This is a genomic window from Ralstonia soli (assembly GCF_023955655.1).
GTDB lineage: Bacteria > Pseudomonadota > Gammaproteobacteria > Burkholderiales > Burkholderiaceae > Ralstonia > Ralstonia soli.
This window is the reverse complement of record NZ_JAMXHT010000001.1, coordinates 171971-196246: the sequence shown is the minus strand read 5'-3', so window position 1 is coordinate 196246 and position 24276 is coordinate 171971. Positions and strand designations below refer to the sequence as shown.

At 55.5% G+C, this 24276-nt stretch carries 13 protein-coding genes and 2 pseudogenes; 8 read left to right on the top strand and 7 right to left on the bottom strand.

The window, feature by feature from the left end; all coding sequences use genetic code 11:
• Window positions 1-12: 12 nt before the first annotated feature.
• From NG900_RS00835 to NG900_RS00805, 7 genes are all read left to right on the top strand, one after another.
• Window positions 13-1182, top strand: coding sequence for an acetyl-CoA acetyltransferase (locus tag NG900_RS00835; RefSeq protein ID WP_252675753.1), 1170 nt, complete (start codon window positions 13-15; stop codon window positions 1180-1182).
• Complete coding sequence (locus NG900_RS00830; protein ID WP_252675751.1) at window positions 1179-2810, top strand: acyl-CoA synthetase; 1632 nt, start codon at window positions 1179-1181, stop codon at window positions 2808-2810. Before NG900_RS00835 ends, NG900_RS00830 begins: the two co-directional genes overlap by 4 nt.
• On the top strand, window positions 2797-3666 hold the full coding sequence (locus NG900_RS00825; RefSeq protein WP_252675748.1) for a PPC domain-containing DNA-binding protein: 870 nt from the start codon (window positions 2797-2799) through the stop codon (window positions 3664-3666). Before NG900_RS00830 ends, NG900_RS00825 begins: the two co-directional genes overlap by 14 nt.
• A gap of 181 nt (window positions 3667-3847) precedes the next feature.
• Window positions 3848-4618, top strand: a complete 771-nt coding sequence (locus tag NG900_RS00820; protein ID WP_252675746.1) for an SDR family NAD(P)-dependent oxidoreductase — start codon at window positions 3848-3850, stop codon at window positions 4616-4618.
• Between the two features lie 40 nt (window positions 4619-4658).
• Window positions 4659-5531, top strand: coding sequence for an SDR family NAD(P)-dependent oxidoreductase (locus NG900_RS00815; protein WP_252675743.1), 873 nt, complete (start codon window positions 4659-4661; stop codon window positions 5529-5531).
• A 330-nt stretch (window positions 5532-5861) separates the two neighbouring features.
• Window positions 5862-7028, top strand: coding sequence for an enoyl-CoA hydratase/isomerase family protein (locus tag NG900_RS00810; RefSeq protein WP_252676878.1), 1167 nt, complete (start codon window positions 5862-5864; stop codon window positions 7026-7028).
• Window positions 7029-7837: 809 nt separating this feature from the next.
• A complete protein-coding gene (locus NG900_RS00805; protein ID WP_252675741.1) occupies window positions 7838-9532 on the top strand; it encodes a carboxylesterase/lipase family protein in 1695 nt (564 codons plus the stop codon).
• 714 nt (window positions 9533-10246) lie between these two features.
• Here NG900_RS00805 and NG900_RS00800 read toward each other — a convergent pair.
• From NG900_RS00800 to NG900_RS00780, 5 genes and pseudogenes are all read right to left on the bottom strand, one after another.
• Window positions 10247-10570: pseudogene (locus NG900_RS00800) on the bottom strand (PHA-granule associated protein 4).
• Window positions 10571-10802: 232 nt separating this feature from the next.
• Window positions 10803-11798 carry a WD40/YVTN/BNR-like repeat-containing protein gene (locus NG900_RS00795; RefSeq protein WP_252675739.1) on the bottom strand — a complete coding sequence of 332 codons (996 nt, stop codon included), beginning with the start codon at window positions 11796-11798 and terminating at the stop codon, window positions 10803-10805.
• A 13-nt stretch (window positions 11799-11811) separates the two neighbouring features.
• Window positions 11812-14172 (bottom strand): efflux RND transporter permease subunit, encoded by a 2361-nt coding sequence (locus tag NG900_RS00790; RefSeq protein WP_252675737.1) that lies wholly within the window; start codon window positions 14170-14172, stop codon window positions 11812-11814.
• Between the two features lie 58 nt (window positions 14173-14230).
• Window positions 14231-16048, bottom strand: coding sequence for a DUF1302 domain-containing protein (locus tag NG900_RS00785; RefSeq protein ID WP_252675734.1), 1818 nt, complete (start codon window positions 16046-16048; stop codon window positions 14231-14233).
• Window positions 16049-16193: 145 nt separating this feature from the next.
• On the bottom strand, window positions 16194-17576 hold the full coding sequence (locus NG900_RS00780) for a DUF1329 domain-containing protein (RefSeq protein ID WP_252675732.1): 1383 nt from the start codon (window positions 17574-17576) through the stop codon (window positions 16194-16196).
• A 1289-nt stretch (window positions 17577-18865) separates the two neighbouring features.
• Between NG900_RS00780 and NG900_RS00775 the strand changes: the two are divergent.
• A pseudogene (locus tag NG900_RS00775) lies at window positions 18866-20115 on the top strand (IS110 family RNA-guided transposase).
• A gap of 135 nt (window positions 20116-20250) precedes the next feature.
• Here the strand turns inward: NG900_RS00775 and NG900_RS00770 are convergent.
• Window positions 20251-21564: an MFS transporter gene (locus tag NG900_RS00770; protein WP_252675730.1), complete on the bottom strand. Its 1314-nt coding sequence runs from the start codon at window positions 21562-21564 to the stop codon at window positions 20251-20253.
• A gap of 274 nt (window positions 21565-21838) precedes the next feature.
• Window positions 21839-23530 (bottom strand): methyl-accepting chemotaxis protein, encoded by a 1692-nt coding sequence (locus NG900_RS00765; RefSeq protein ID WP_338001345.1) that lies wholly within the window; start codon window positions 23528-23530, stop codon window positions 21839-21841.
• Window positions 23531-24276: the final 746 nt, after the last annotated feature.

Genomic DNA, 24276 nt, shown 5'->3' with positions numbered 1-24276 from the left:
GAGATAAAACCTATGTCTAAACGTGCCGTCATTGTCGGCTGGGCGCATACCGAATTCGGCAAGCTCGACGACCCCGACGTCGAGTCGCTGATCGCCCGAGTATCTACTGCCGCACTGGACCACGCCCAGATTTCAGCTTCGGACGTTGACGTCATTACGGTTGGCGTCTTCAACAATGGGCTAACGCCACAGGGATTCGAAGGAGGACTTGTCTCTCTGGGGAATCCAGACCTGCGTTTCGCGCCAGCGCTGCACGTCGAGAATGCATGCGCAACTGGAACGGCTGCGATTTACAGCGCCGCAGACTTCATCGAGAGCGGCCGCGGGCGGATTGCGTTGGTCATCGGCGCAGAAAAAATGACCGCTGTGCCCTCGCGGGAGATTCCAAGAATCCTACTTAGCGGTTGCTACCGCAAGGAAGAGGAGAACGTCGATGGCTTTGCCGGAATCTTCGGTCAGATCACGCAGGCGTACTTTGAAAAGTATGGGGACCACAGCGAAGAACTGGCAATGATCGCGGCAAAGAATCACGCCAACGCGCTTGCCAACCCTTACGCTCACGTGCGCAAGGATCTCGGATTCGATTTCTGCAATGAGGTGTCGGACCGCAATCCACTAGTTGCGGGTCCACTCCGTCGCACCGACTGCTCGATGGTCTCGGACGGTGCTGCCGCAGTTGTGCTCGCTGACGAAGAGACGGCGGCAACGTTGCGCAGGGCGATCCGCTTCCGCGCGCGTACGCAAGTGAACGACTTCATGCCTCTATCACGGCGCGACCCGACAGCATTCGAAGGGGCACGACGTGCATGGCTGAAGGCCTTAAAGATGGCGGGCGCAACACTAAGTGACCTTAGCCTAGTCGAGACGCACGACTGTTTCACGACCGCTGAAATGATCGAATACGAGGCAATGGGGTTGACGCCTGCGGGACAAGGATGGCGAGCCATCAGGGAGGGCGTAACCAGAAAGGATGGTCAGCTTCCAGTCAACGTCTCCGGGGGCCTCAAGGCACGCGGACACCCGCTGGGGGCGACCGGGGTCTCCCAACACGTGATGGCCGCGATGCAACTTGTCGGGGAAGCGGGTGACATGCAGTTGAGCAACGCGAATCTCGCCGGAGTGTTCAACATGGGCGGTGCCGCTGTAGCCAATTATGTATCGATTCTGGAGCGTGCGCGATGAACGCCGTTTTTCAATCACCAACATCCACCCGCGTCATGAACCTCGCCTATTGGTCGACACACAATGCGCGCAGATTAGCCGACCATGTCGCGTTTGTTTGGGGTGAGAAATCTTGGACTTGGGCAGAGTTCGATGCACGTGTGAGCGCCTTCGCGGCTGCCCTCGCCGAGCGAGGCGTGGGCGCAGGAAGCACGGTTCTCGTTCACTCGAAGAATAGCAACGAGATGTTCGAGTCGATGTTCGCGACATTCAGGCTCGGTGCCACGTGGGTTCCCACAAATTTCCGGCTCATGCCGGACGAGGTTGTCTATATCGCGGACAAATCGAAAAGCCAGATATTTTTGTGCCAAAGTGACTTCCCCGAGTATGCTGCCGCCGTCTGCGCCGCACGACCGGACACACAGGTGATCTGGTTGACGGGTTCCGAGCCGCATGATGACGGCCCTCGGGCCTCTGATCTCATAGCTGCGAGGCTCGGTTGTACCGTACCTAACGCCGCTGTGGACCGGGACACCCCCTGCTGGTTCCTTTTTACTTCCGGCACGACGGGCAAACCCAAAGCCGCGGTACTCACTCACGGCCAGATGGCTTTCGTTGTCAATAACCATTTGGCCGACTTGATGCCGGGGACTGACTGCAGCGACGGCTCGCTCGTAGTCGCACCGCTTTCACACGGTGCGGGCGTGCATCAATTGATCATGGCCTCGCGAGGCGCAAAAACTGTCCTGCTACCCTCGGAGAAGTTCTCTGCGGAACAAGCGTTTAAGCTCATCGAGCGCCATCGCCTGACCAACATGTTCACCGTACCCACCATCTTGAAGATGCTGGTGGAACACCCAAGCGTCGATTTACACGACCACTCGAGTCTGCGTTATGTCGTATACGCTGGAGCGCCAATGTATGAGGTCGACAAGAACCTCGCGCTCGAAAAACTTGGCCCCGTTCTTGTTCAGTACTACGGCTTAGGGGAAGTGACAGGCAACATCAGCGTTCTGCCCCCGCAGAATCATAAGCAAGGCGCTGCAGGTCGCGCTGGCACTTGTGGCTACGAGCGTACAGGCATTCAAGTATCAGTTCAGGATGATGAAGGGAATGAACTTCCCTGCGGGGAGACGGGAGAGATCTGCGCGATTGGCCCTGCGGTCTTCGTGGGCTATTACGACGATCCAGCAGCCAACGCAAAGGCATTTCGCAACGGCTGGTTCCGCACCGGCGATTTAGGCTACATGGACCGTGACGGATACCTGTATCTCACCGGGCGACACTCCGATATGTACATCTCCGGCGGGTCGAACATTTACCCGCGCGAGTTGGAAGAAAAGATCCTCACGCACGGCGATGTGACAGAAGTCGCAGTCTTGGGCCTACCGGATTCGCAGTGGGGTGAAGTGGGCGTGGCAGTGTGTGTACTTCGGCCTGGGGCGATTTTAACTGAAACGCAGCTCCTCGAATGGATGTCCACCCGTATTGCACGCTACAAGATTCCGAAGCGCGTGTACTTCTGGGATGAGCTTCCAAAATCAGGGTACGGCAAAGTGCCGAAGCGGCTAGTGAAAGACGAGCTCGCACGGCGTGGCGTCTCGGTTGAAATCGAGATCCTGAAGGAGAAGGTCGATGCGCCACATTGAGCATCCGGGAATGGTTGCTGTTCAGCGGCGCTGCACCGCGGATTGCGATATCCGACATGCTCAGGTGAAGCTACCGCCGGGTAACGCATTGCTTCCTACGCTGGCTGCGCTCCTTGACGCCAACCATGTAAAAAGCGCCGTTGCCAGATTGCGCGGGGGAAGCTTTGATCCCTTTGCGTACTGTATGCCAGCCCTTTCCCCGACACCTGAACATGCGGTGTACTTCAGCGAGCGCTACCAGCCAGAGGGGACCGTCCGACTGGAATATGCCTCCGTCACGGTAGGTCAACGTGATTCTTCGCCATGGCTTCACTGTCATGGCACTTGGTATAACGAGAGCGGCCAGCGCCTCGGTGGACACGTGTTGCCAAACGATGCAGTGATCTCTGAGCCAATCGATGCCTCCATATGGTTCCTAGATGGCGCATCGTTCGAAGTCGTCCCCAGCCCGGAAACAGGATTCTCTCTATTCGAGCCGGTAGCGTCGTCCCCATCCCCGCTCCCCAAAAGCGGCCCGTTCGCGATGTCTATACGTCCGAACGAAGACTTCTGTACCACTATTGAAGATGAATGCGGAGCTCGCGGAATTGTTCGTGCTCGGGTGCATGGCGGTGTCGGTAGCCTCATCGGCGCGACATTCGACGATGGCCGCGAAGTTCTTCCCTTCGTGACTGAGGTATTCGTTCGCGACGGGCTTGTCACCAAGACAGAGAAAGGGGACTTGGTCGCCAACATCGACGTCGGCCTTGTTGACCATCTGGGTGGCCTGAGTGAAGGACGCCTTCGCCGGGCGGCAAATCCGGTGCTTGTGACGTTCGAGCTATTGGTTGAACCCATCGAGTTTGCGAGGGCATAGCGATCAACAGTCGCCCAAACGAAACTCCACGTGCAGCGCGGCCTGCCGCTTTCGCGGCAGTGACTGCGGTGTCAGAAATTCTATCGTTCTTACTGTGTCGCCGACGTAGCGTTGAGGAAAGCTGCCCTCTCCTGCCGCGGCAACGTAAGCTCAATTCTAGTATCTAGGAGATACACGCTATATGGAAGTGAATGTTCCGACTGACGCGCGCGTTGCAGTAGTCACCGGTGCCGCGGGCGGCATCGGCAGTGCGGTTGCGACCCGTCTTGCTCGAGCGGGGGTGCACGTCGTCGTTACCGATTTGAGCGTCGATGCGGCACAAGCAGTTGCCGCCGGGATTGCTGAACAGGGGAACGCTGCCACAGGCATGGCGCTTGATGTAGGCAACTTTGATGCAATCACTGACTTCTTTGCGAGGCTCGACGACACATTAGGGCGTTGCGACGTGCTTGTGAACAACGCGGGCATTGCCAGCCTGACTCCTTTCGAAGAGCTCCCGCTAGACGCATGGCGTCGCACTTTCGAGATTAACGTAACGGGGCCACTTGCACTGACGCAACATGCAGTACAGCGGATGAAGCAACGTGGCTGGGGTCGGATTATCAATATTGCCTCGACTAGCGGGATCCGCGCCGGGGCAGGGCGTGCGGGCTACGGGACTTCCAAGGCAGCACTGATCGGACTGACGCGCCAGATGGCAGTTGAACTCGCAGTCTATGGCATTACTGCGAATGCTGTCGCACCCGGCCCGATCGAGACGGCACTTGCGCGCAATCATTCCGCTTCGGCACGCGAGGCTTATCTCCGTCAGGTTCCGATGAAGCGGTATGGCTTGCCCGAGGAAGTCGCCGCAGCGATTGCATTCTTCGCAACCGATGATGCTGCGTATGTTACCGGCCAGACACTTGCAGTTGACGGTGGATTCGTAATCGCAGGAATGCTTGAAGCGTAGCCCGCCGTTGACATCACTGGAGCGATGGCCGAGGTAATGAATGACATGGTCTCGATCAGGCGAACCGGAAAAAATCCTCACCCCATTGGTGTTGCAAAAGGAGTTAAATGTGGTTGACCGTCTCAAAAATAAGGTGGCCATTGTGTTTGGCGCGGGAGGACCGCCCAATGAGTGGAGCAACGGTAAGGCAACAGCTGTCGCCTATGCCCGAGAAGGCGCAGCTGTAATCTGTGTCGACCGGGTTGCAGAGGCAGCAGAGGAAGCCGCTCAGGTAATCCGCGATGAAGGTTACGAATCGATCGGTGTAGTTGCCGATGTAACGCGGACAGAAGAAGTCAATCGTGCCGTACTGGCCGCGGTCGAACGCTTCGGCCGCTTGGACATCTTGCACAACAACGTTGGCATTGCGTCTCCAGGGGGGCCTCTTGAGTTGGATGACGCGGAATTCCAACGCACCATGGACATCAATGTGGGTTCAGTTCACCGTACGGTGCGAGCAGTGCTGCCTCACTTCCTAGCGCAGAGCAGTGGCGCCATTGTCAACGTGTCGTCCCTAGCTGCAATCCGGTGGAGTGGGTATTCATATTTCGCCTATTACGCCTCCAAAGCAGCAGTTAACCAAGCCACTGTCGCTATCGCCCTACAGTATGCCGACAGGGGCATTCGTGCCAATGCAATCATGCCGGGGGTTATCGATACTCCGCTCGTCTATCAACAGATTTCGGCTCAATACTCGTCGATCGAAGAGATGGTAGCGGCGCGCAGCCGCGCAGTGCCGATGAAAAAGCCTGGTTCACCGTGGGACATTGCTAGTGCCGCAGTGTTTCTATCCTCCGACGAAGCCCGCTTTATAACGGGCGTCTGTTTGCCCGTAGATGGCGGACACTCGTGTGTCCTCCCGGGCTTGATCTAGTCATGTTTGGGTTCTAACACCGGAAGTTAGATCAGGAGTTTTTATTAATTCGAGCGAACGCTGCGGGAACAACAGGAACGCGGCACCCAAGCGGACCCGTCAGTTATGAATGAGACGGGTAGTTGCACTCAATCCGCGAGCGGTCAATTCCAACAAGAAACTGACCCATTTCGGGGAGAAAGTCGTTCCTCGTTCCGTGGTACTTGCAGTTGAACGCAAGCGATTCGTCGATTTGTTGGATGGACCTCACCAGACAGAGGGCGTGAATGCGCTTCTCAATAAGAGTACCCCTGTCTGGTCCACGCTGTAACAAGGAAAGTCGTCGTGAGTATCGAAGTCAATAGTGAAGTTACCCTAGGCGTTCTCGACACGAGTTCGTCGGTATCGTTTCGGGTCGTCAACCGGGTCGCAATTATCACGCTGTGCCGGCCGAAGGCTCTCAACGCCCTCTCACATGACATGATTCTGGTCTTGGGGGCCATACTACGGCGATGCCGTGATGACGGCGAGATCGTCGCGGTGGTACTGCACGGCGCAGGAGAGAAGGCGTTCTGCGCAGGCGGAGACGTGCGTAGCCTTTATGACAAAGCCACCAATAAAGATCGGAGTTGGGTGCAATTCTTTGCAGATGAGTATCAGCTCGATTTTGCAGTCCACAAGTTTCCCAAGCCTGTGATCGCTTTGTTAGATGGCATCACGATGGGCGGAGGGATGGGACTGTCTCAGGGCGCATGGCTGCGCGTAGTGACGGAGCGTTCCAAGCTCGCGATGCCGGAGACTCGAATTGGGCTTGTTCCGGACGTAGGGGCGAGCTACTTTCTTGCACGTATGCCAGTACAAGTAGCTCTCTATCTCGCATTGACAGGCGTGGCACTGAACGGGCCGGACGCAGTGTTTTCAGGCTTGGCGGATGTATGCGTGTCGTCGGAGTGGCTGAGCACTTTCGAAGAACGTCTGGTCGCAATGCCTCGATTCCTGCTCGATCCCGCTTTCCCGGATGTCCTGCTTCACTCGTTGCGCACTGTCTTTAGTCCGAACAATCAGCCCCACGAGGACTGCGCTCTCGGAACCCTCCTTCCGGCGATTAATGCACACTTCCGCCCGTCCAAGTCGGTCGTCGATATTGTCCAATCGCTAGCAGAAAGTGCCGAAGTAGAAGACGACCCTGCCCGTAAGGACTGGCTGATTAACACGCGAGATGCGCTCACGAAGAACTCGCCACTCATGGTGAGCGTGGCGAAAGAATCCGTTCTCAGAGGAAGGGAGGCCACGCTCGGGGAATGCTTTCGTCGCGAGCTAGATGTCGTCGTGCGGTGCGTCGACGAGGGCGATTTCGCGGAAGGCGTCCGTGCTCTTTTGCTGGACAGGGACCATCGACCTAGTTGGAGGCCCGCCACATTGGCCGAAGTAAAGTCCGATCAGGTACGACACTTCCTGTCATCACCATGGCGCGAACAAGATCATCCGCTGCGTAGCATTGAATGCAAGCACCCCTGAGTGATCTGGTTTTGGTAGCTGATAGGACAGCGTGGCGCAGGTTGCAGCAAATACAGGACTATCCCGTGACATGCGCATAGCAGCCAATTGCAAGTACTCGGGATCGCGCTCTTGTGTCGTCGATCAACCAGCTACGCTCCCGGCGACATGGGTGATTTTGTCGGGACTTCATGCTGCTCCTTCCACCAGCCGATAAGCGGCAGTGTTTCCCGACAGCGTGGTTCCGCATATCTGGGAGCGCTCCACCTTCGACGTGCGCTAGCTCCCTCATGCGGGCGGCTTGCTTTCGCTGGCCCGCTCAAAGGGGCAGTAATCCTCTGCGCCAAACCGCTCCTCGCGCGGAAGTTGAAAGCTATTCCCCACGGGCACTGTTCGCATATTGGTGGCGCCCGCCGGATGCTAAGAGCTACGTGCACCAACATTTCGGCCCGATAGCTTCGAGCGTCCTCCTTCGACATTCGCCCTGCCATCCCGCGAAGAACCAATCGGTTTGACGCTAAGGTCTGGTTGACCGTGTCGAACATGGAGCCCTGCGGTTGCGGCGTCAGTCCACGAGCTGCACGCACTGAAAGCAGTATGTTGGTGACGGCGCGCCCGCCATGCCGGCGACTGAAATATCTCGTTAGCCCAGTCGTCGCGGGCTCCCGGACAGTCTCATGGACGATCTTGACTTTTTGGTATTTTTTATAGACCATCAAGTTATCGTTTTCTGACCAATTAGTACGTTAAACCAACGGAAAAGGAAGGGAGATGAAGGCAACCAGACGGATCTGGCCAGCAGGTTACCCTCGAAGACAAGGAGCACAGTTGTGGGCATCGACGTAGACACCAAACACAGGTCCGACAGTTACGATCAGCGTGACGGCTTTACTCGGCGAGACGTGCTTCGTCTCGGCATGGCTGGCGCAACGGCGTCTCTGATTTCGTTGCCGGGGGGGCTCGCACGTGCAAATGCCTCGTTCAAGACCGTCGAGACACGGCACGGAAAATTGCGTGGCCGCGTAAATGACGGACTATCGTCCTTTCTTGGGATTAGGTACGGCGCCGACACCGGCGGCATGAACCGGTTCATGCCGCCTCAGCCAGTGAAGCCATGGGCCGGAGTGCGAGATGCACTCGCATTGGGAAACCAGTGCGCGCAGAACAACCCTGACTTTGCTCCGTGGCTTGATCCAAGTCCCGCGACCGAAGATTGCCTGATGCTCAACGTATTCAGTCCAGAGAAGGCAACAGCGTCTTCACGCTTACCTGTGATGGTATGGTTGCATGGAGGCGGGTACACCTTCGGATCGAGCTATTCGCACGTATACAATTGCGGGAGTATCGCCAAGACTGGAAATGTCGTCACCGTAGGTATCAACCATCGGCTCAATATTTTCGGCTACACCTATCTGGGTGCACAGCATGATGCTCGATTCGCGTCCTCCGGAAACGCAGGCCATTTGGATATCATCCAAGCACTTGAGTGGGTTCGAGACAATATCTCGCAATTCGGGGGGGATCCGTCTAACGTAACCGTATTCGGCCAGTCGGGTGGTGGCGGCAAGATCAGTACGCTTTTCGGTATGCCGAAGGCCCGCGGTCTGTTCCATAAGGCCATTATCCAGAGCGGCTCTGTTCTGAAGGTTCGCGAGGCAGACGAGGCCTCAATTACGACTGATGCCGTGTTCGACGAGCTTCAGTTGAAACGAGGCGATATCAAAGCACTTCAGGCCGTTCCCACGCAGGCGCTCCTTAAATGCTTTGACAAAGTCGCCTTCGCAATGAAGACAAACTACAGCCCATATATCCTTTTTGGTCCTGTAGCTGACGGGAAATCCATGCCTGAGATGATCTGGCGTGGCAGCGCTCCAGCCTTTGCGCGCGAGGTCCCAATTTTGATGGGTATTGATTCTGATGAAACTATAGCGTTCATGGGATTTGATGCGTTCAACCCAATAAAAGACGACGCAGCCATGGCGGAGATGGCCGCAAAATCTAACTTACTTTACAACGTTAGCACCGATCAGGTTCTCCCGTTGGTAAAAGAGTACCGGCGGCGAATGCCCAAACTTTCCGACCCAGAGCTACTTGTCCGAATTTCAACTGACATCGGCTTCTTGAAAGGTGCGATGACTCAGTCTGAGTTGCTTCTTGCCGGCAAGGGCGCACCAGTTCATATGTATGAGTGTGCTTGGAAGACGCCATGTTTCCGTGGGAAATGGGCCCTGCATGGTGTTGAGTTGCCTTTCGTTTTCAACGTACAACATTACGACACGGCTTGGGATGGTAAGGATTCTGATGCCCTACGCGTGTCGGCGGACCCAAACAACGATCGACTCGCTGTCGGGCGTCGCATGTTCGATGCGTGGACAAACTTCGCGAGAAGCGGCAATCCTTCCACGCCGACCTTGGCGTGGCCCGCATACGATTCCACTACGCGATCCACAATGGTTTTTGACGCGAAATCGAAAGTGGTCTCAGACCCTTACGCAAAGGTTCGAGACGCCATCATGAGCCTTTAAGGCATAGGCGATGAGAATGCTGGCACCTACGTAGGTGCCAGCCATTTCGGGTACCTCTCATTCAAACGATATTTATTGAAATGGCTAGTTCTGACAGTTATTTCATACATTTCGTTCTCTTTCACGACGGAAATAATCACTCGCAGGCGGTAAAGATCATCTAGCGCGTTGCCAGACACGGTTTCCCTCCCCCCCCAGAGCTCCCTGCTCCATTGGTCAACAACATCTCGTCTGTCCGTGCACGGGCTCTTGGATCAGTGGTTATTAGGTCACAGACGAACCCTTCTGTTGGCGCGCCAAATTTGCCCCACACCGAACGACGTGAAGCGTTACTTCGGTGTGGATAGATCTTCGTTTTCCGCCTCTTTTGAGCCTTTCCGACGGGATGGTCTAGCTTTCGCCACGCCGGTCTTGAAGCGCTACGACTCGTTAACGGTTTCAGTGATGTGTGAGGTGGTCGAGCAGCACCATGGCCATCTCGGCATCGCCGAACACACTCCCCCCTCCCCGAAGCCTAGGCTCGTCGTTGTCATCACGCCGGCGCGTTCATGCAAGCGCGGTCTCTGGCACTCTGGAATGCGACGAAACCACGTTTGGCAGCGCTCGGCACGGCAACAGGGTTGGGGAGCGGCAGGCAAGGTGAGGTGTTTAGCATCGTCAAACGCAACGGCGAAGTGAAGGCCGCACCGATCGCCCAACACGACCAGGTGGCCATCATGGAGCGGATCCAGGCCCACTCGCGCGAAAGCTCGCTTCTCCCAGCTTGGCTGCTTTTGACCCCAACTGTTCCACGTGCCTCGTTGACATCTGGTCCAGGTCAAACTGACACTAGCGGTTTCGCTGCCGGAACGTGGTCTTTGCTCGACCGAGTCCAGCGACGAGTGCAGCCGATGATTTGACGGCGATGCTCTTGTGGCCGCGGAACTCCACGCGAACACCAACTTCCCCGCCGAGGCGGCCCAACTAAACTGCATCTTGCCAGCCAGATTCGTAGTCGAGTTCGACGGCTGCGACGCCACCTGGCCCTACCAGCCGCACTTAGGATAATGACCATACCGAGGTCAAAACGATAAGCGCTGTTGCCCCAATCGGGGCTGATGCGAGGATGTTTGAAACTGAACCCATCCATCAACGCCCGACAAAGAGCCCCTTTATACCTCGTTCGTTAAGCCTGGTACGCACATCCTACTCGGAGGAATCATGGGACCACAAAGAAATCTACGCGAGACATGCTCGCGTAGATCTTTTCTCAGATTGAGGCGTTCCTAGACTACTTAATAGGACCCGACTGCGAGAACAAGACGACCTTTCCGCTAGAGGTTGCCGTCACTGCAGTGAGCGACTCTCGACCAGATCTTTGATGCCCTTGGAATGTTCGTCCATCATCGCCACTCTCAAACACGACGCCATCAACTGCAGAAGCGAAAACAGCACCTTTGTGGTCGACAGAAAATCCGGTGACCGAGGTTGTGAAGTCCGTTGCCGAATGTGTCCAAGTAACACCATGATCGTCGCTTCGGTAAATATTCCCCCGTAGCCCACCGACCAGCAACGTGCCATCCGGTAACGCGAGTCCTGCCCACAACGAACCCTGATAACCAGTCTCAACATACGACCACACTGCACCGCCGTCTGTGGAACGCAGCACTAGGCCCTGTTCACAAGAGATGTAGATGCCATCCCTACCGTCGCCAAAGATCGAAAAGAAATTCCGATCAGCCTTCTTGGCACCGGGGGGGATCGGAGGCTTTACAGGTAACCAATTCATGCCTCCATCTTTCGTTTCCAACATTAGTGACCAGAGCCCGACAGCCCACCCATTCTGGCGATCCTTGAAATACACCCCCAAAAGAGGTTGATCAACTGACACGTCCTTCCGTTGCAGAGTCCAGTGCTCGCCACCGTCGGACGTTTGAATGATTACGCCTCCGTGTCCTACTGCCCAACCGTGGTCGCGGTCTACAAAGGAGACAGACGTCAGCGTAGTGTCAGCGGGTACGGAGGAAGCCTGCCGAAACGATAGCCCACTGTCATCCGACAGCATCACAACCCCGTGATCACCAACTGCAACAATTCGCTGCCCTGCGGTGGTAGATGCAAGAATCTGGGTCGCATCCAAGGACGGGCTTGGTTCGGCAGCACGAATTCTGACTGCTGCCGTCCCTGAAACTGGCCGCGCATCACCTGCAGATGCAAGTGCGAAGCCACTACCAAGAAGAAGGAAAAACGCCGTGACGAACCTATTAGCTTTCGCGCGAGTGGTCATTTCACGTCTCCCATTAATGACCGGCGATGCTAGGTGCACGAACCGGCTTGCGACGAGGAAAGACCTTCTCGAGAACGACCGCTAGAGCCGGCAACGCGGTCATCGCCATGACAAGGTTCACAATAAACATGAAAGCCAACAGCTTCCCCATATCCGCCTGAAACTTAAGGCTAGAGAAACTCCACGTTGCTACGCCAATTGCAAGCGTGATTGCAGTGAAAATTGTCGCCATCCCAACTTCCAGGATCGAGTGCTCAAGCGCGTCGACGATGTTCTCGCCTTCTGATAGATGAGATTGGAGACGGTTGTAAATATAGAAAGCGTAATCAACGCCAATACCTACCGCCAAGACCATCACCGGGAGAGTCGCGACGGTCAAACCAATCTCGAACTCCTTCATGAACCAATAGCCAATGAATGTCCCCACCGTGAGAGGAAGACAACACGCCACAACCGCTCGCAGATCCCGATACACAACAAAAACGAGAAAAATGATCGCAGCATACACATAGAGCATCATCGGAAACTCGCTCTTGGCAACCTCATCGTCGATCGCAGCAAGTACTCCAGCGTTGCCCGCGGCAAGGCGCACGCGGACGCCGGGGGTCGGATGACCATCACGGAACTGCTTGACCGCGTCGATCACTCGACTGATGGTCGTTGCTTTGTGATCGGAAAGATAAAGGTGCACGGCGGTCATGCTGCAATCCTGGTTCACGTAACCGCGCACCCGCCCAATTTCAACACTAAGGCCTGCATAGTTTCCAGAGTCGATCGGCACAACATTCATCTTCGGATTGCCTTCGTTGTACCCCTGACTATATGAGCGAAGCATTCCCGGATAAGAGGCGATAGACACGACGCCAGGCACGCTCTGCAATGCATAGATCAACTTATCGTCGAACTGCCCCACACCGGGGGTTTCGCACGAATTAGGTGGCGCTTCGACAACCACGGATAGCCAGTCAAGACCCATGTCAAAATTGCTCGCGATCGAAACAGCATCGCGATTGAACCGAGACTCGGACCTAAGTTCCGGGGCTCCCGGTTGAAGCGTTCCGATCACGCGATCTCGGCTCTCCCAAACCGCCGCGGAAAAGACGGTCACAAGGATTAGCAAGACAAAAACTGCGTTACGAGGCTCAGCGACGCGGGAAAGCACCCTTAGCCAATTAGAACGCTGCTCGCGCTTCTTCATCATCGAATCAGCGTATTTCTGATCGAAATGGAAGTACGATGCCGCAAGAGGCAGCATCACGAGGTTCGTCAGAATCTTGTAACCAACACCAAGAGAGGCAGTAATAGCCAGTTCCCGAATCATCGGGATCGGGATCAATAGCAACGTGACGAATGACACAAACGCGGTCACAAGCGCTAACGTTCCAGGGATAAGCAAGCCGGTGAAGCTGATGCGTGCCGCTTGCATGGACGTTTTCCCATGCGCGAGTTCTCTAGTGATGTAGTTGATCTGCTGAACACCATGTGAGACACCAATCGCAAATACCAGGAATGGGACAAGGACCCCCAAGGGATCAAGCCCGAAACCTAACAACCTCAGCGACCCAAACTGCCATACCAACGAAGTCAGCGAACAAACAATGGGCAGAATAGTAAAGCGAATTGAATGACAGTACCAATAAACGGCAAAGGCAGTCAGCAGCAGAGCAATAGCACAAAACACTAGGACTGACTTCGCCCCATCGGCGATATCACCAATCTGCTTCGCAAAGCCGATGATCTGAACCTCATAGTCATCGTTCTCGAAAGCCTTCCGAATCGACGTATCAAGAAGATGGTTGAACGCAATGTAATCCAACTTCTTACCATCTGCACCGAGCTCACTAAGCTCGGCAGTAATCATAGCCGCTTGCCCGTCTCGAGACACTAACGAGCCAACAAACCCACCCTCAACTGTTGACTGCTGAATCTTTGAAATAGTTTGTTCCGTTAAACTCTCCGGTACGATTGTTCCTGGAATCAATGGCTGTGAGCGAAATCCCTCTTCCGTGATTTCATTCACGAAGCTATTTGGCGTCCACAGGGATTGCACGCCAAGACGGTCCACGTTGGGCAAGTACACCACCGCCTGAGTCAGAGCGGCGAGCCTCGAAAGTGCATCCTTCGTCCAAATCGTACCGTGACGCGCCCGCAGGACTACCGTCAACCGGTTCGCTGAGAAAAGATTTGCGCGATATTTGTTGAGTGTCTCCACGTATTCGTGGCCAACTGGAATTTGCTTCTCAAAGCCAGCATCCATTCTCAACTGTGCAGCAAAGAATGCCATAAAGGCAGTAAAAAGCAAAAATACCAACAAGACCGGCCCGCGACTACGGAAGAGCCAATCCTCAATACGTTTAATTCGTCGGTTCAACACGTATGTTCTCCTAAGGCGGAGCCCTCTAATTGAGGGCTCGCCATCAGCCTCAAACTACTCACCAGTTCCTGGTGACAAACAGCCCAATAAAATTTCGATCCGAGTAAGGCTGAGAAAGTGCGTTACCGCCGAAGAACATCGTGTAGTTCATGCCAGCCTGCCAAACAGACGGATTTTGGTTGAACAGAACATACAGGTTGACGGATTTAGCTCCGCGCTCGTAATTTGCGGACAAAGTCGGCGTGTACCCAGTCAGCGCGGCCGAGAACGTCACACCAGGCGTCACCTGCCAACCCGGAATCACCGTACCATCGTACGTCCAGTTAAAGTCAAGCGTCATCCCCGTGGAAAGCGCTGTTCCCTGACCGGTCGCAATTGGATAGCCTAGATTCGAATTGTTGGTCAGCCACGAACCATACCCAGCAGCTGGAATTTGGTAAGTCGGCGTTCCATTGACGGAACTGTAAAATTTCGAATCAGGGCTTACACCTGGATAATGAATTGCGGTGAACTCAGTCGTAAGAACGGCCATATCCGCGCCCAGGTACTTCAGGATCGGATAGGTGGATTTCGTCAGATTCAACTGCCCGTTGATATCGAACTGAAACTTCTTCTTCTCCGTGTACGCTTTGCACGTTCCTGCTACGCCGTTTGTGTTGGCATCAGCGGGACCACCGACACCATAGCAACCTGATAGTGCAACTGCATCACGTGGGCGATACGACAGCTCGCTACCGATTGCCCAGTCACCGATCGAGAAGTTTGTACTTACACCAAAGAGCTGGCGATTCTGCAAATACGAAAACTCCGCCGAGCCATTTGCCAGATTGGTGAGAACTGGTGTCTTATCCGTATAGTTCTCGTAGTAAAACGCGAACGTCGCATCAACGAAGCTCGGACGATATCCAAGCTTCACGCCGTACTGGGGGCGGCTTCTTGGCAAGGTGTTTAAGAACGGGACCCCGACCGGATTGGTGGGAAGGTCCGCATATGCACCATTGACTAGATTGGTGTTGATCGCGTTAAGGGTGCCGTTGCTAACGTGATTACCACCGCCGATCGTGCCGGCGTCAATCGCACCCACGTTGAAATTGCTACCGCTGACTGAGGCTGGCTGAGCTCCACGCCCGAAAACATCCGAGGCGGACCAGAACCCTCCCACCGGAGGATACCGATTCCCGACCCACTTCCATTGGTAGTAGGCTTCTGTTGAAAATCCTGCGGGAAGGCCCGTTGCAAAGCTGACCATTGGCGCGGGCAACAGTGCTTGCTTGAGTTGAGTGCCGGGGACGAGCAGCTTCTGAATGTCTAGCCCGTTGGTAGCATTGATGCCGCCGGACGCGAAGTAGCTTTCGCCCCAGTTGATGACTTGGTTACCGATACGGACATGCGCACTCTGGTCGCTGATGTGAAAGTCCTTCTGCGCCCAAAGGTCCAAAATTTGTGCGTTGCGTACCAACTGATCGTACGAATCTGGGGATAGCTGCGTTCGGTTCGTGTGCGCCGCCGCGAAGTCATACATCCCCGTGCCGCGTGCCATGAACTTGTATCCTTCAGACGGCATCGTCAGCAGCAGCTCCGACGTAAGACTCATGTAGGCACTGGTGGGCTGAAACTTACGGTAATTAAGATCACCGTCGTCGCCGTTTGCCCATTGAGCCGTATTCGCTGCAGCCCCGCAATTTCCAGTGTTTGGATCGCCAGTCAGAGAACAACTTGGATTCTTCGTCCTTACCGAAACCCCGCCGGTCGCGTTTGTATTCCATTGACCCTGCAAATCACCCATTCCAGTTTCAAATGAGTATGCCTCCGCCTGCCCGCTAGCCAGAATAGAAAGTACAGCCGGCACCAACAAGCTCAATAACTTCCTCTCCATTACGCTCTCCTCATCCGCATTTCTATTATTAAATCGATAAACGCTGACTCGCATATCAAGTCCGCCCGCACGCGGCGGTTTATCTTGCCCCCTTTTTTTGAAAAACTTTATCGCTCTTCAAAAAAGGGGGAGATAGCTTACCGACTCACTGTGCGCTAATTGCCTGCAGGCTTTCCCCGGTAAAGAAGCTGTCTGTAAGGCGTCGATCGTCCTTTGGATCCTGGATATTCTTAAAGTCTTTTCCAGATCCAATAACCGTCAAGTCGATGATATACCGCCCATTAATCAGATCGTTTTGAACAAACCCATTATAATTGCAAGCGCCGAGTTCCCACTGAGGAGTGATATCGTTCTCTTTTGCTTTCCAGATCTTCCCTTGCGCATCGTAGTCATCACCCACGGCTGCGATCCAACTATCCTCGTCTAGGTAAATAACCTTTTTAGGAGTGGAGTGCCGCATGCCGCTCTTGACCGTTCCAACCACTTCCCAAACCCGGTGCAGTTCATATCGGCGGAATTCTGGATTTACGAAATGAGGTCCGGCAACGTCACTCGTCTTGGCGTTCATGTTTTGCATAGCGTAGACGTTGTAGGGGATGTAAATCTCCTTCTTCCCTACCAGCTTCCAATCAAACCGATCCGGATTGCCGGTGAGAATCGCGGTTGAATCGATCGTGTACTCGTTCTCATATCCAATCATTGGAGCGTCGTACGAGTAAGCGGGAAGGCGCCGAACACGTCGCTGACCCGTGAAGTAATAGAACGTATCGACGTCCTTACCGAAGTAGGTGCGCTGGATTGTCCCCTGCCCAGCAAGTGCCGCCGGGCTAGCATAGACATAGTAGTTTCCGAACGTAAGCCGGCCCGCCTCTTTCGGACTGTGCTGTCCTTTGCTGCCCCAAGGATAATATCCCAGAGCTTCCGAGTGGTACTCGATAGATTGGGTAGACCCTGTACGCGGGGAAAGGTAAGTGAGGATATTCGGGTAGGCGGTACCGGCGCCCTGATAGTGAACCAAGAAATTCCACATTGCTTGGATACCGTTTTGCGGTACCGGGAACGGGATGCTTGGCAACACAGCCTCATCCAAAGACCAACCGTCGCTCGCGATTGCAGACTTCAATGCGCCGGCCTTCGTATTTTGTGCGACGAAGTCGGGTACACCACACTCGCGGTGAGTCGGATAGACCGGCATCGTGTAACCCGGCACCTGCTTCAGCAGCTGAATCTGGCCAGGTGTCAACTTGGCAGCGTATTTGTCGACGTTGGACGCATCAATCACGAAAAGCGGCTTTTCGTCCTTATGCTTCCAATAGTCCCCTCGGGGTTTTCCGAAGGTCCAATTTCCAACTGGCTTGGACTGCCCCTCAAACGCTGGGATCTGACCGTCCTTACTACCGGCCTTCTCCGCACCGGTAGCAGTGAGCTCTTGCCCGAGCTTTGCAATGTCAGCGTCACTCACCGACCAAGCGTTGACCGAAAAGAACGCCAGCGCTGCGAGCGCCAACACCGATTTCCTCATCTTCATGTCCTTCTCTCCTCTGTAAGAACCGACCCATCACCTTTGTCGCCGAGCCCTGGACCGCGCAACAATCGCTTTATCAACAATCTGACCAGTATGCTTTTAGACTGACCGGTGAGTATGTAAATTGGCCAAAAAAAACAGCGCAACGCTTTGGCTGTACTTTGAGCGGCCCATCCTAGCTGCAACCGCCACGCAGTGGCCTGTCGACAACACCATGAAGCATTGGGCACCTATGTGCCGTACTTAACAGTCCGACGTTCCATACCTCTGTTACGAAAATCTACGACAACAAACATTTCGACACAAGTTTTTTTTTGGTCCACACGCGTCCTACGTCCGCCGATTGGCTCTGGACAAGGCATGGCGCCGCCCCCGTGTTTCCCCTAGTGCCGCCCATGAACGACAACAACGGCTTGTCGCTCGCTTGAGGAAGTGCACATTCACACCGCCAAGGTTATGGGCGGCGATGAAAAAGAGGCTGCCTTCGAAGCAAACACCGTTGTAAAACATCAGACCTGGGCTGAGCGCAGAAAGCTCAATCAGAAGTGGCGATTCTGAAGCAGTGAAGCCCGACTTAGGTGCAGCGAACCGATCAATTCACGGCTGTCGCCGCCCGTGCACCATGATCTTCCTCGCTCCTAGCCCTTGCGTGCACCAGGAATGTACGCGACCGGCTAGCTCCGACTTCAAGTGCTCGTTCCGAATTTGCGACCCAATACGAGCTTTCCCTGGACCTACATCAGACCCAGCGTGTTGTTTGACACTCCTAAATCTTGCCCCGGCTCGTTTCGCCGCGCGGATCCTTCACCCAGGGATGCCTTCCGGCAAACCTCAAAGGAGCTGCGCATGAGTAGTGGTTCTTCTTATCGATACTTGGTAACGATCAGTATCCTCCGCTAGGCTCCACTTGAGTCGAAGGTCACCGGACAGCACGGACGGACATGTGGGCGAACCCACGCAAGCGCGATTAAAGATCCGGCGGCACTCACGGGTACATCCTCGTCAGTCAAATTGCGGGGAAAGCAGTCGAACTGCCCGCTTCTCTACGCTCGACCGAGGCAAGTTGGCGCATAAGTCCAACCGCAATGCCGGCAGGTAGCAGTAGTGCATCGAGTGGGACCGAAATATTTGCCGCAGCCCCCGTTACTATCTTCGTCCCCAATAATCGGGGCTTTGGCCAGCCGGGCCTGGCATGACTCCGGCCCCCAAGTCGCCCATGATCTGGGGGGGGGGCTTGTCACCGGGCCTCGTGGGGGGCTGGTGATCGCTGATAGGGGCTTAGCCTGGATTTCCTGAGGCCGTCCGTAACGTGGGCGCCGGGACTTGCCGCCAAGGTTGCGGGCCAATGTGTTTCACCGCGTCTCGCCTTCACGCAAGAACCGCTTCAGCACAATTTCATTGATGTCTTTGTCGGCGTCAATGTCGGCAAGGGCTAGCATCACGCCGTCGCGCTGGGTCGCAGCGGCAAGCGCTTGTACAGCAAGGCGCTGCTCAATGACGAAGCAAGCTACGTGCCCCGATCAACGAACCCAAGGCGCACGGCCAGCTTCTGTTCGTCGTCGACCAACCCGCCACCGCCGGTGCCCTGCCGGTGGCCGTCGCTTGCGACGAGCGTGTCCTGGTCGCCTATCTGCCAGGGTTGGTCATGTGCCGCATTGCCGATCTGCACGCCGGCGAAGCCAAGACTGACGCCCACGACGCGGCAATCACTGCCGAAGCCGCCCGACCGATCGATGCCGCACACCCTGCGCTCTCTGCGGCTGGCAGACGAGCGGATTGCCGAACTCACCATGCTGTGCGGCTTCGACGACGATCTGGCCGCCCAAGTCACCCAAACCAGCAACCGCATTCGCGGCCTACTCACCTAAATTCCATCCCGCCGTGCTCGACCTGCTTGAGCGCTACTCGTCACCGACCGCACTTGCCGCAACCAGCAAGAAGACACTCGCCAACCGCCAGACCAAACTTGCTCCGCGCATGGGCAAGCGCTTTGCCGCCGAGATCGTTCAGGCGCTTGGCGAACAGACCGTGGTCGCGCCCGGCACCCAGACCGCGACCGTCGTCATGCCGTCCCTTGCCAAGCAGTTCGCTGCGTTGCTGCAGCAGCGCGACGGGGTCGCCAGTGAAGCCGAGCGCCTGGTACGTGCCACCCTCTTTCCCTGTTCCTGACCAGCATGCTCCGAGTCGGCATCAGGACCGCCGCCGGACTCCTGGCCGAAGTCGCGCACGAGGCCTTCGCTTCGGCCGCGCATCTGGCCGCCTACGCTGGCTGCGCGCCAGTCCCCCGACGCTCGGGCTCGTCCATCCGAGGTGAACTCCCATCCGGCGCGGCAACAAGGTGCTCAAACGCACCTTCCTTCTCTTGCAGCCTTGCGAGCCCCGTCTCACGCGCCTACTACACGCGCAAGATCCAGCAAGGCAAGCGCGTCACAACCAAGGCCTCATCGCGCTGGCCAGGCGTCGTTGCCACGCACATAGAGGGAGTGCAACTGGCGACACGATGATTGCGAAACAAGCGACCCTCTTGCGCCGTCCACCCTAGATTTCTTAACCGTGCGCCAAGCCGGCTGACTGATGCTAGCCTCGACAATGGGCGAAGCCGTACGTGCGGGGCGAAATGACTTCCAGCTGATCACATGGGACATTAAAGGTTTGTCTTTAGATTCGTTAGAACTCCTCAGTTGACCGAGCGTTTCGGTGCCATCAATAGTAGCCATACCAGCGAGACAGCATAGAGAGCAGGGATGCACATAAAAAGGAGCCTGAAATTGTTGTGCGTAGTCGTGAGCTCATAGCCGACAATCTGTGTCATGAACATACCGCCTACCGCGGCGCACATCCCGCCAAATCCAAATACGGTGCTCACCATGTGCCGGGGCGTGTAGTCCATCAGAATGCAGTAGAGGTTGGAGATCCACGCTTGGCCTGCCGCTATGCCAAACGCAATTGCCAACACCGCCGTCCACAGGTCGCCTGAATCGGCGGCGACGATGCTGACGGCCACAAGCGCGCATAGGAACATGCTGGCAAGACGAGCGGGAACGGGTTGCATCCCGCGAGTAATCAAGAACGACGACAAGAAACCACCGCCAATACTGCCTGCATCGGCAGCGCAGTAGATAACAATGAGAGGAACGCCAATCTGATTCACACTTATGCCGAGAGAATAATGCTGATAAAGATACGGCGGCAACCAGTAGAGATAAAACCAGAACACTGGTGCAGTCAAGGTGAATGCAATAGCGAACGCCCATGTTCCGCGCATCGCCAGAATCTGATAGATCGACACTCGAGGAGCTGGTGGTTCCGAACCGCCTTGTATGTAGGTCAACTCCAATTGACTAATCGTTGGATGCTTTTGCGGATCGAAATAGTGGCGTGCCCAGACAGCGGCCCAGAGCAACCCGCAAAACGCGATCACGATGAATACCGCTTGCCATCCCAGCACCAGAAGAATCACCGGCAACAGGAGCGGCGTGATGATGGCGCCCACATGAGTGCCAGCGTTAAAGATCCCGGTCGCGATTGCCCGTTCTCCGGCAGGGAACCACAGCCGAGCCACCTTGACGCCTGACGGATAGTTTGCGCCTTCAGCCAGCCCGAGTACCAACCGGCAAAGCGTGAAACCTGCCACCGAAGTTGTCAGCGCGTGTGCACCTGTCGCGACGCTCCAGCACAAAACCGCAGCGAAATACACGCGTTTGACACCAAGTCGGTCGATCAAAGTGCCCTGCAACAGATAGCCGACCGCGTAGCCGGCCTGGAACCAAAAGTTAATGTTGGCATAGTCCATCGCTGTCCAACCCATCGAGGAACTTAAGACGGGCTGAAGTATCCCAAGCGCAGCGCGATCAATGTAATTGAGCGCTGTGGCTGCAAATACGAGCGCCAACATCCCCCAGCGCAATCGCCCGACAAAGAAGGCCCGACGAATGCCGCCGGTTTTGACCTTCCGCGACTCGCTTAGGTGAGACTGGCGTGTGGTCGGCATGGATTTTTCCTTGAGCGATGAAACATTGACGAACAGGAATCTCTCTTTGCCGCTAAGAAGGGGCGCAGTCGTCAAACCCGTGTGAGCGTTACAAAGTACGTCCGATATCGAACTGCCGGAGCTGGGATGAACAGCACAGCGTTAGGCTGCACAAGAGATGCCACATGAAGTGGATGTTGGCTAACAAATCGACCAGCACGTGCCATCCCCCTGCGTGAGTTGCTATAGATCGCCGTCGGCGCTCAGTGGACGCCATGCGGCCGTTGTAAGCCAGCTACGCTGCCTGGACCGGTATCTTGAACGTAGACACCAGCCTGACAAGCTCGTTAGCCTGATTCCGAAGACCTTGTGTGGCCGCAGCGCTTTGCTCGACAAGCGCGGCGTTTCTCTGCGTGTTGTCATCAATCCCGCGTACGACCGTACCAAGTTGGGAAACCGACTTTTCTTGCTCAGCGCTGGCAATCGAAATCTCGCTGATAATTGACGCGACTTGCAAGATCTTTGTCATTACGTCAGTCATCGTTGAGCCCGCATCATCCGCAAGACCTGTGCCTTGACTCACCAAATCCTGGTTGCTTGCGACGAGTTCTCTGATTTCCTTCGATGCCACCGCAGATCGCTGGGCCAAACTTCGCACTTCTGTAGCAACAACTGCGAATCCTCTGCCATTCTCCCCTGCGCGAGCCGCCTCAACAGCCGCGTTGAGAGCCAAGATATTCGTCTGAAACGCAATTGATTCGATCAAGCCAACAATGTCAGTGATTCGTTTAGAGCTGTCGCTAATTCGACGCATGGTCACGACCACCTGCCCCACGGCCTCGCCCCCCTTCGTTGCTACAACTGCTGCGTCCGACGCAAGAGAGTTAGCTTCGTGCGCGTTGGACGAGTTCTCCTGAATCGTCGCCGCAAACTCTTCCATAGACGCACTTGCCTGCTCGATAGCAACCGCCTGCTGAGACGTCCGATTACTTAGATCTTGGTTGCCCTCGGCAATTTCTGTGGAGGCAACAGCAATACCCTCCGCGTTCTCCCGGACCGTCCTTACTATGCGGCGTAAGCTGTCCTGCATCCTCGCCATTGCCGCCATCAAGCTCGACGTGTCGTTTTCTGCCAGAGAAACAGCGCCGGTTAGATCACCTGCCGAGACTTGCGACGCAATAGCTCGTACCGCCTGCGGCTCTCCGCCCATAGGACGAAGCACGGTCCGGTTGATGCAAAATCCCAGCAGCATCGATACGGCTACTACGCTCAGCACACCCAGAGCTGCTGCCATCAACCGTTGTTTTACAACGCCTGCCAAGACCTCCCGCTCCGGCACGGTTACAACAAGCGACCAGGAGCTACCCGTTTGGGGAACCGGAACGGGAACAAGTATGCGTATGGCCTTCTGCCCTGAATCGAGAGTTGTTTCCGTAATAAGCCGCTTCCCCGCACGAACAGCGGCTAGTTGTTCTACGTCGAAACCCGTACCGATCGACGCTTTCGCTCCTCCAACGTGTCCATCCGCGATTGCCTTTCCATCTTGCGAGACTAGGCTCAGAAATCCAGTGCCAAAGGGATGAACGCGCGCCAGTTCAGACTGGATCTTCTCGAAGTCGATGTCGACCCCCGTCACGCCGAGAAACTTTCCCTTCTCGTACATCGGGACCTCAACGCTCGACAGCAATATATTCTTCCCGTGCAACGCATAGGTCTTCGGTTCGGTAATTACATCGTGACCGGTCCGTTGAGGCTCACGATACCAATCGCCCTCCTCTGTGCTCGCGTCGTAATAGACCGCTGGTTCCAGTGCTACGCTTCCTGTGTATCTCGCCCACGTGGGAATGAATCGACCCGTCCCATCGGTGCCTGCCGTGTGCACAAACTCAACGTCTCGGCCGTCAAAAGCATTCGACTCCCAGACGGTCCACATTGCCAGATATCCTGGATTAGCCTCTACGATGCGTCTTATGAAGTCGATACCCACGTGACGTCTTGCCCCGCCAAGCGCGCGATCAGCCTCGAGCATGTCTACAAGTTGATGCACTGCGCGACTCGCAGCCACCAAGTGAGTTTCGACGTTTTCCGCACTCCTATCGGCCAATTGCTCAGCATACATAAGCGCGGAAGTCTTCTGAGCCTCCGTTGACTGCCAAGTCAGTGCCGATATCGTAATCAAGAAGCCCAGTAGGACGGTAAGAACCGTGACCACCAACAGCCTCGCCCTCAAGCTCAACGACGACAAGTTCAGAAACCCAGCCCTACGCGACGACCAGAATCCTTCGTTCCCGGAACCCACGATACCCCCCATTTTGTTGTGCTTCGTTCTTTGTCGGCGGAATGACAAAGTTCCGCATCGTCTCGAACGGCGACATTGACGGTGTTGCTCCAATAAAAAAAGCCTTCAAAAAGGCTTCTCATAGTTAACCGGCCTCAACTTAAAATTGCGTAAACAATCTTTTGAAGAGTGACGAGACCAGCTTCACACGAACGTATTTCGCTCAGCTTATCCTTGCCACCCTAAGCAACCAGACTCTCAGTAGGCACATACAAGCAGGGAGCCGTCTTTTAGTGGAAACAGTGTGATCGGCAAACAGGTTCCACGGTTTTCAGACAATCGCAGCACACGCTCATTCTTATCACACTCACGCCGGCCGATGCTCCGCTATCGCCGACATCGCAACTTACCATTATCTAATCTGCGAAAGAAAAACCGTCTCCTCAGCTCCCATC

Excerpts from the sequence above, each read along its gene's own strand:
- NG900_RS00795 (WP_252675739.1), bottom strand. The coding sequence starts at position 11,798 with ATGACCACTCGCGCGAAAGCTAATAGGTTCGTCACGGCGTTTTTCCTT.
- NG900_RS00825 (WP_252675748.1), top strand. The coding sequence starts at position 2,797 with ATGCGCCACATTGAGCATCCGGGAATGGTTGCTGTTCAGCGGCGCTGC.
- NG900_RS00780 (WP_252675732.1), bottom strand. The coding sequence starts at position 17,576 with ATGAAGATGAGGAAATCGGTGTTGGCGCTCGCAGCGCTGGCGTTCTTT.
- NG900_RS00770 (WP_252675730.1), bottom strand. The coding sequence starts at position 21,564 with ATGCCGACCACACGCCAGTCTCACCTAAGCGAGTCGCGGAAGGTCAAA.
- NG900_RS00830 (WP_252675751.1), top strand. The coding sequence starts at position 1,179 with ATGAACGCCGTTTTTCAATCACCAACATCCACCCGCGTCATGAACCTC.
- NG900_RS00785 (WP_252675734.1), bottom strand. The coding sequence starts at position 16,048 with ATGGAGAGGAAGTTATTGAGCTTGTTGGTGCCGGCTGTACTTTCTATT.
- NG900_RS00820 (WP_252675746.1), top strand. The coding sequence starts at position 3,848 with ATGGAAGTGAATGTTCCGACTGACGCGCGCGTTGCAGTAGTCACCGGT.
- NG900_RS00815 (WP_252675743.1), top strand. The coding sequence starts at position 4,659 with ATGACATGGTCTCGATCAGGCGAACCGGAAAAAATCCTCACCCCATTG.
- NG900_RS00835 (WP_252675753.1), top strand. The coding sequence starts at position 13 with ATGTCTAAACGTGCCGTCATTGTCGGCTGGGCGCATACCGAATTCGGC.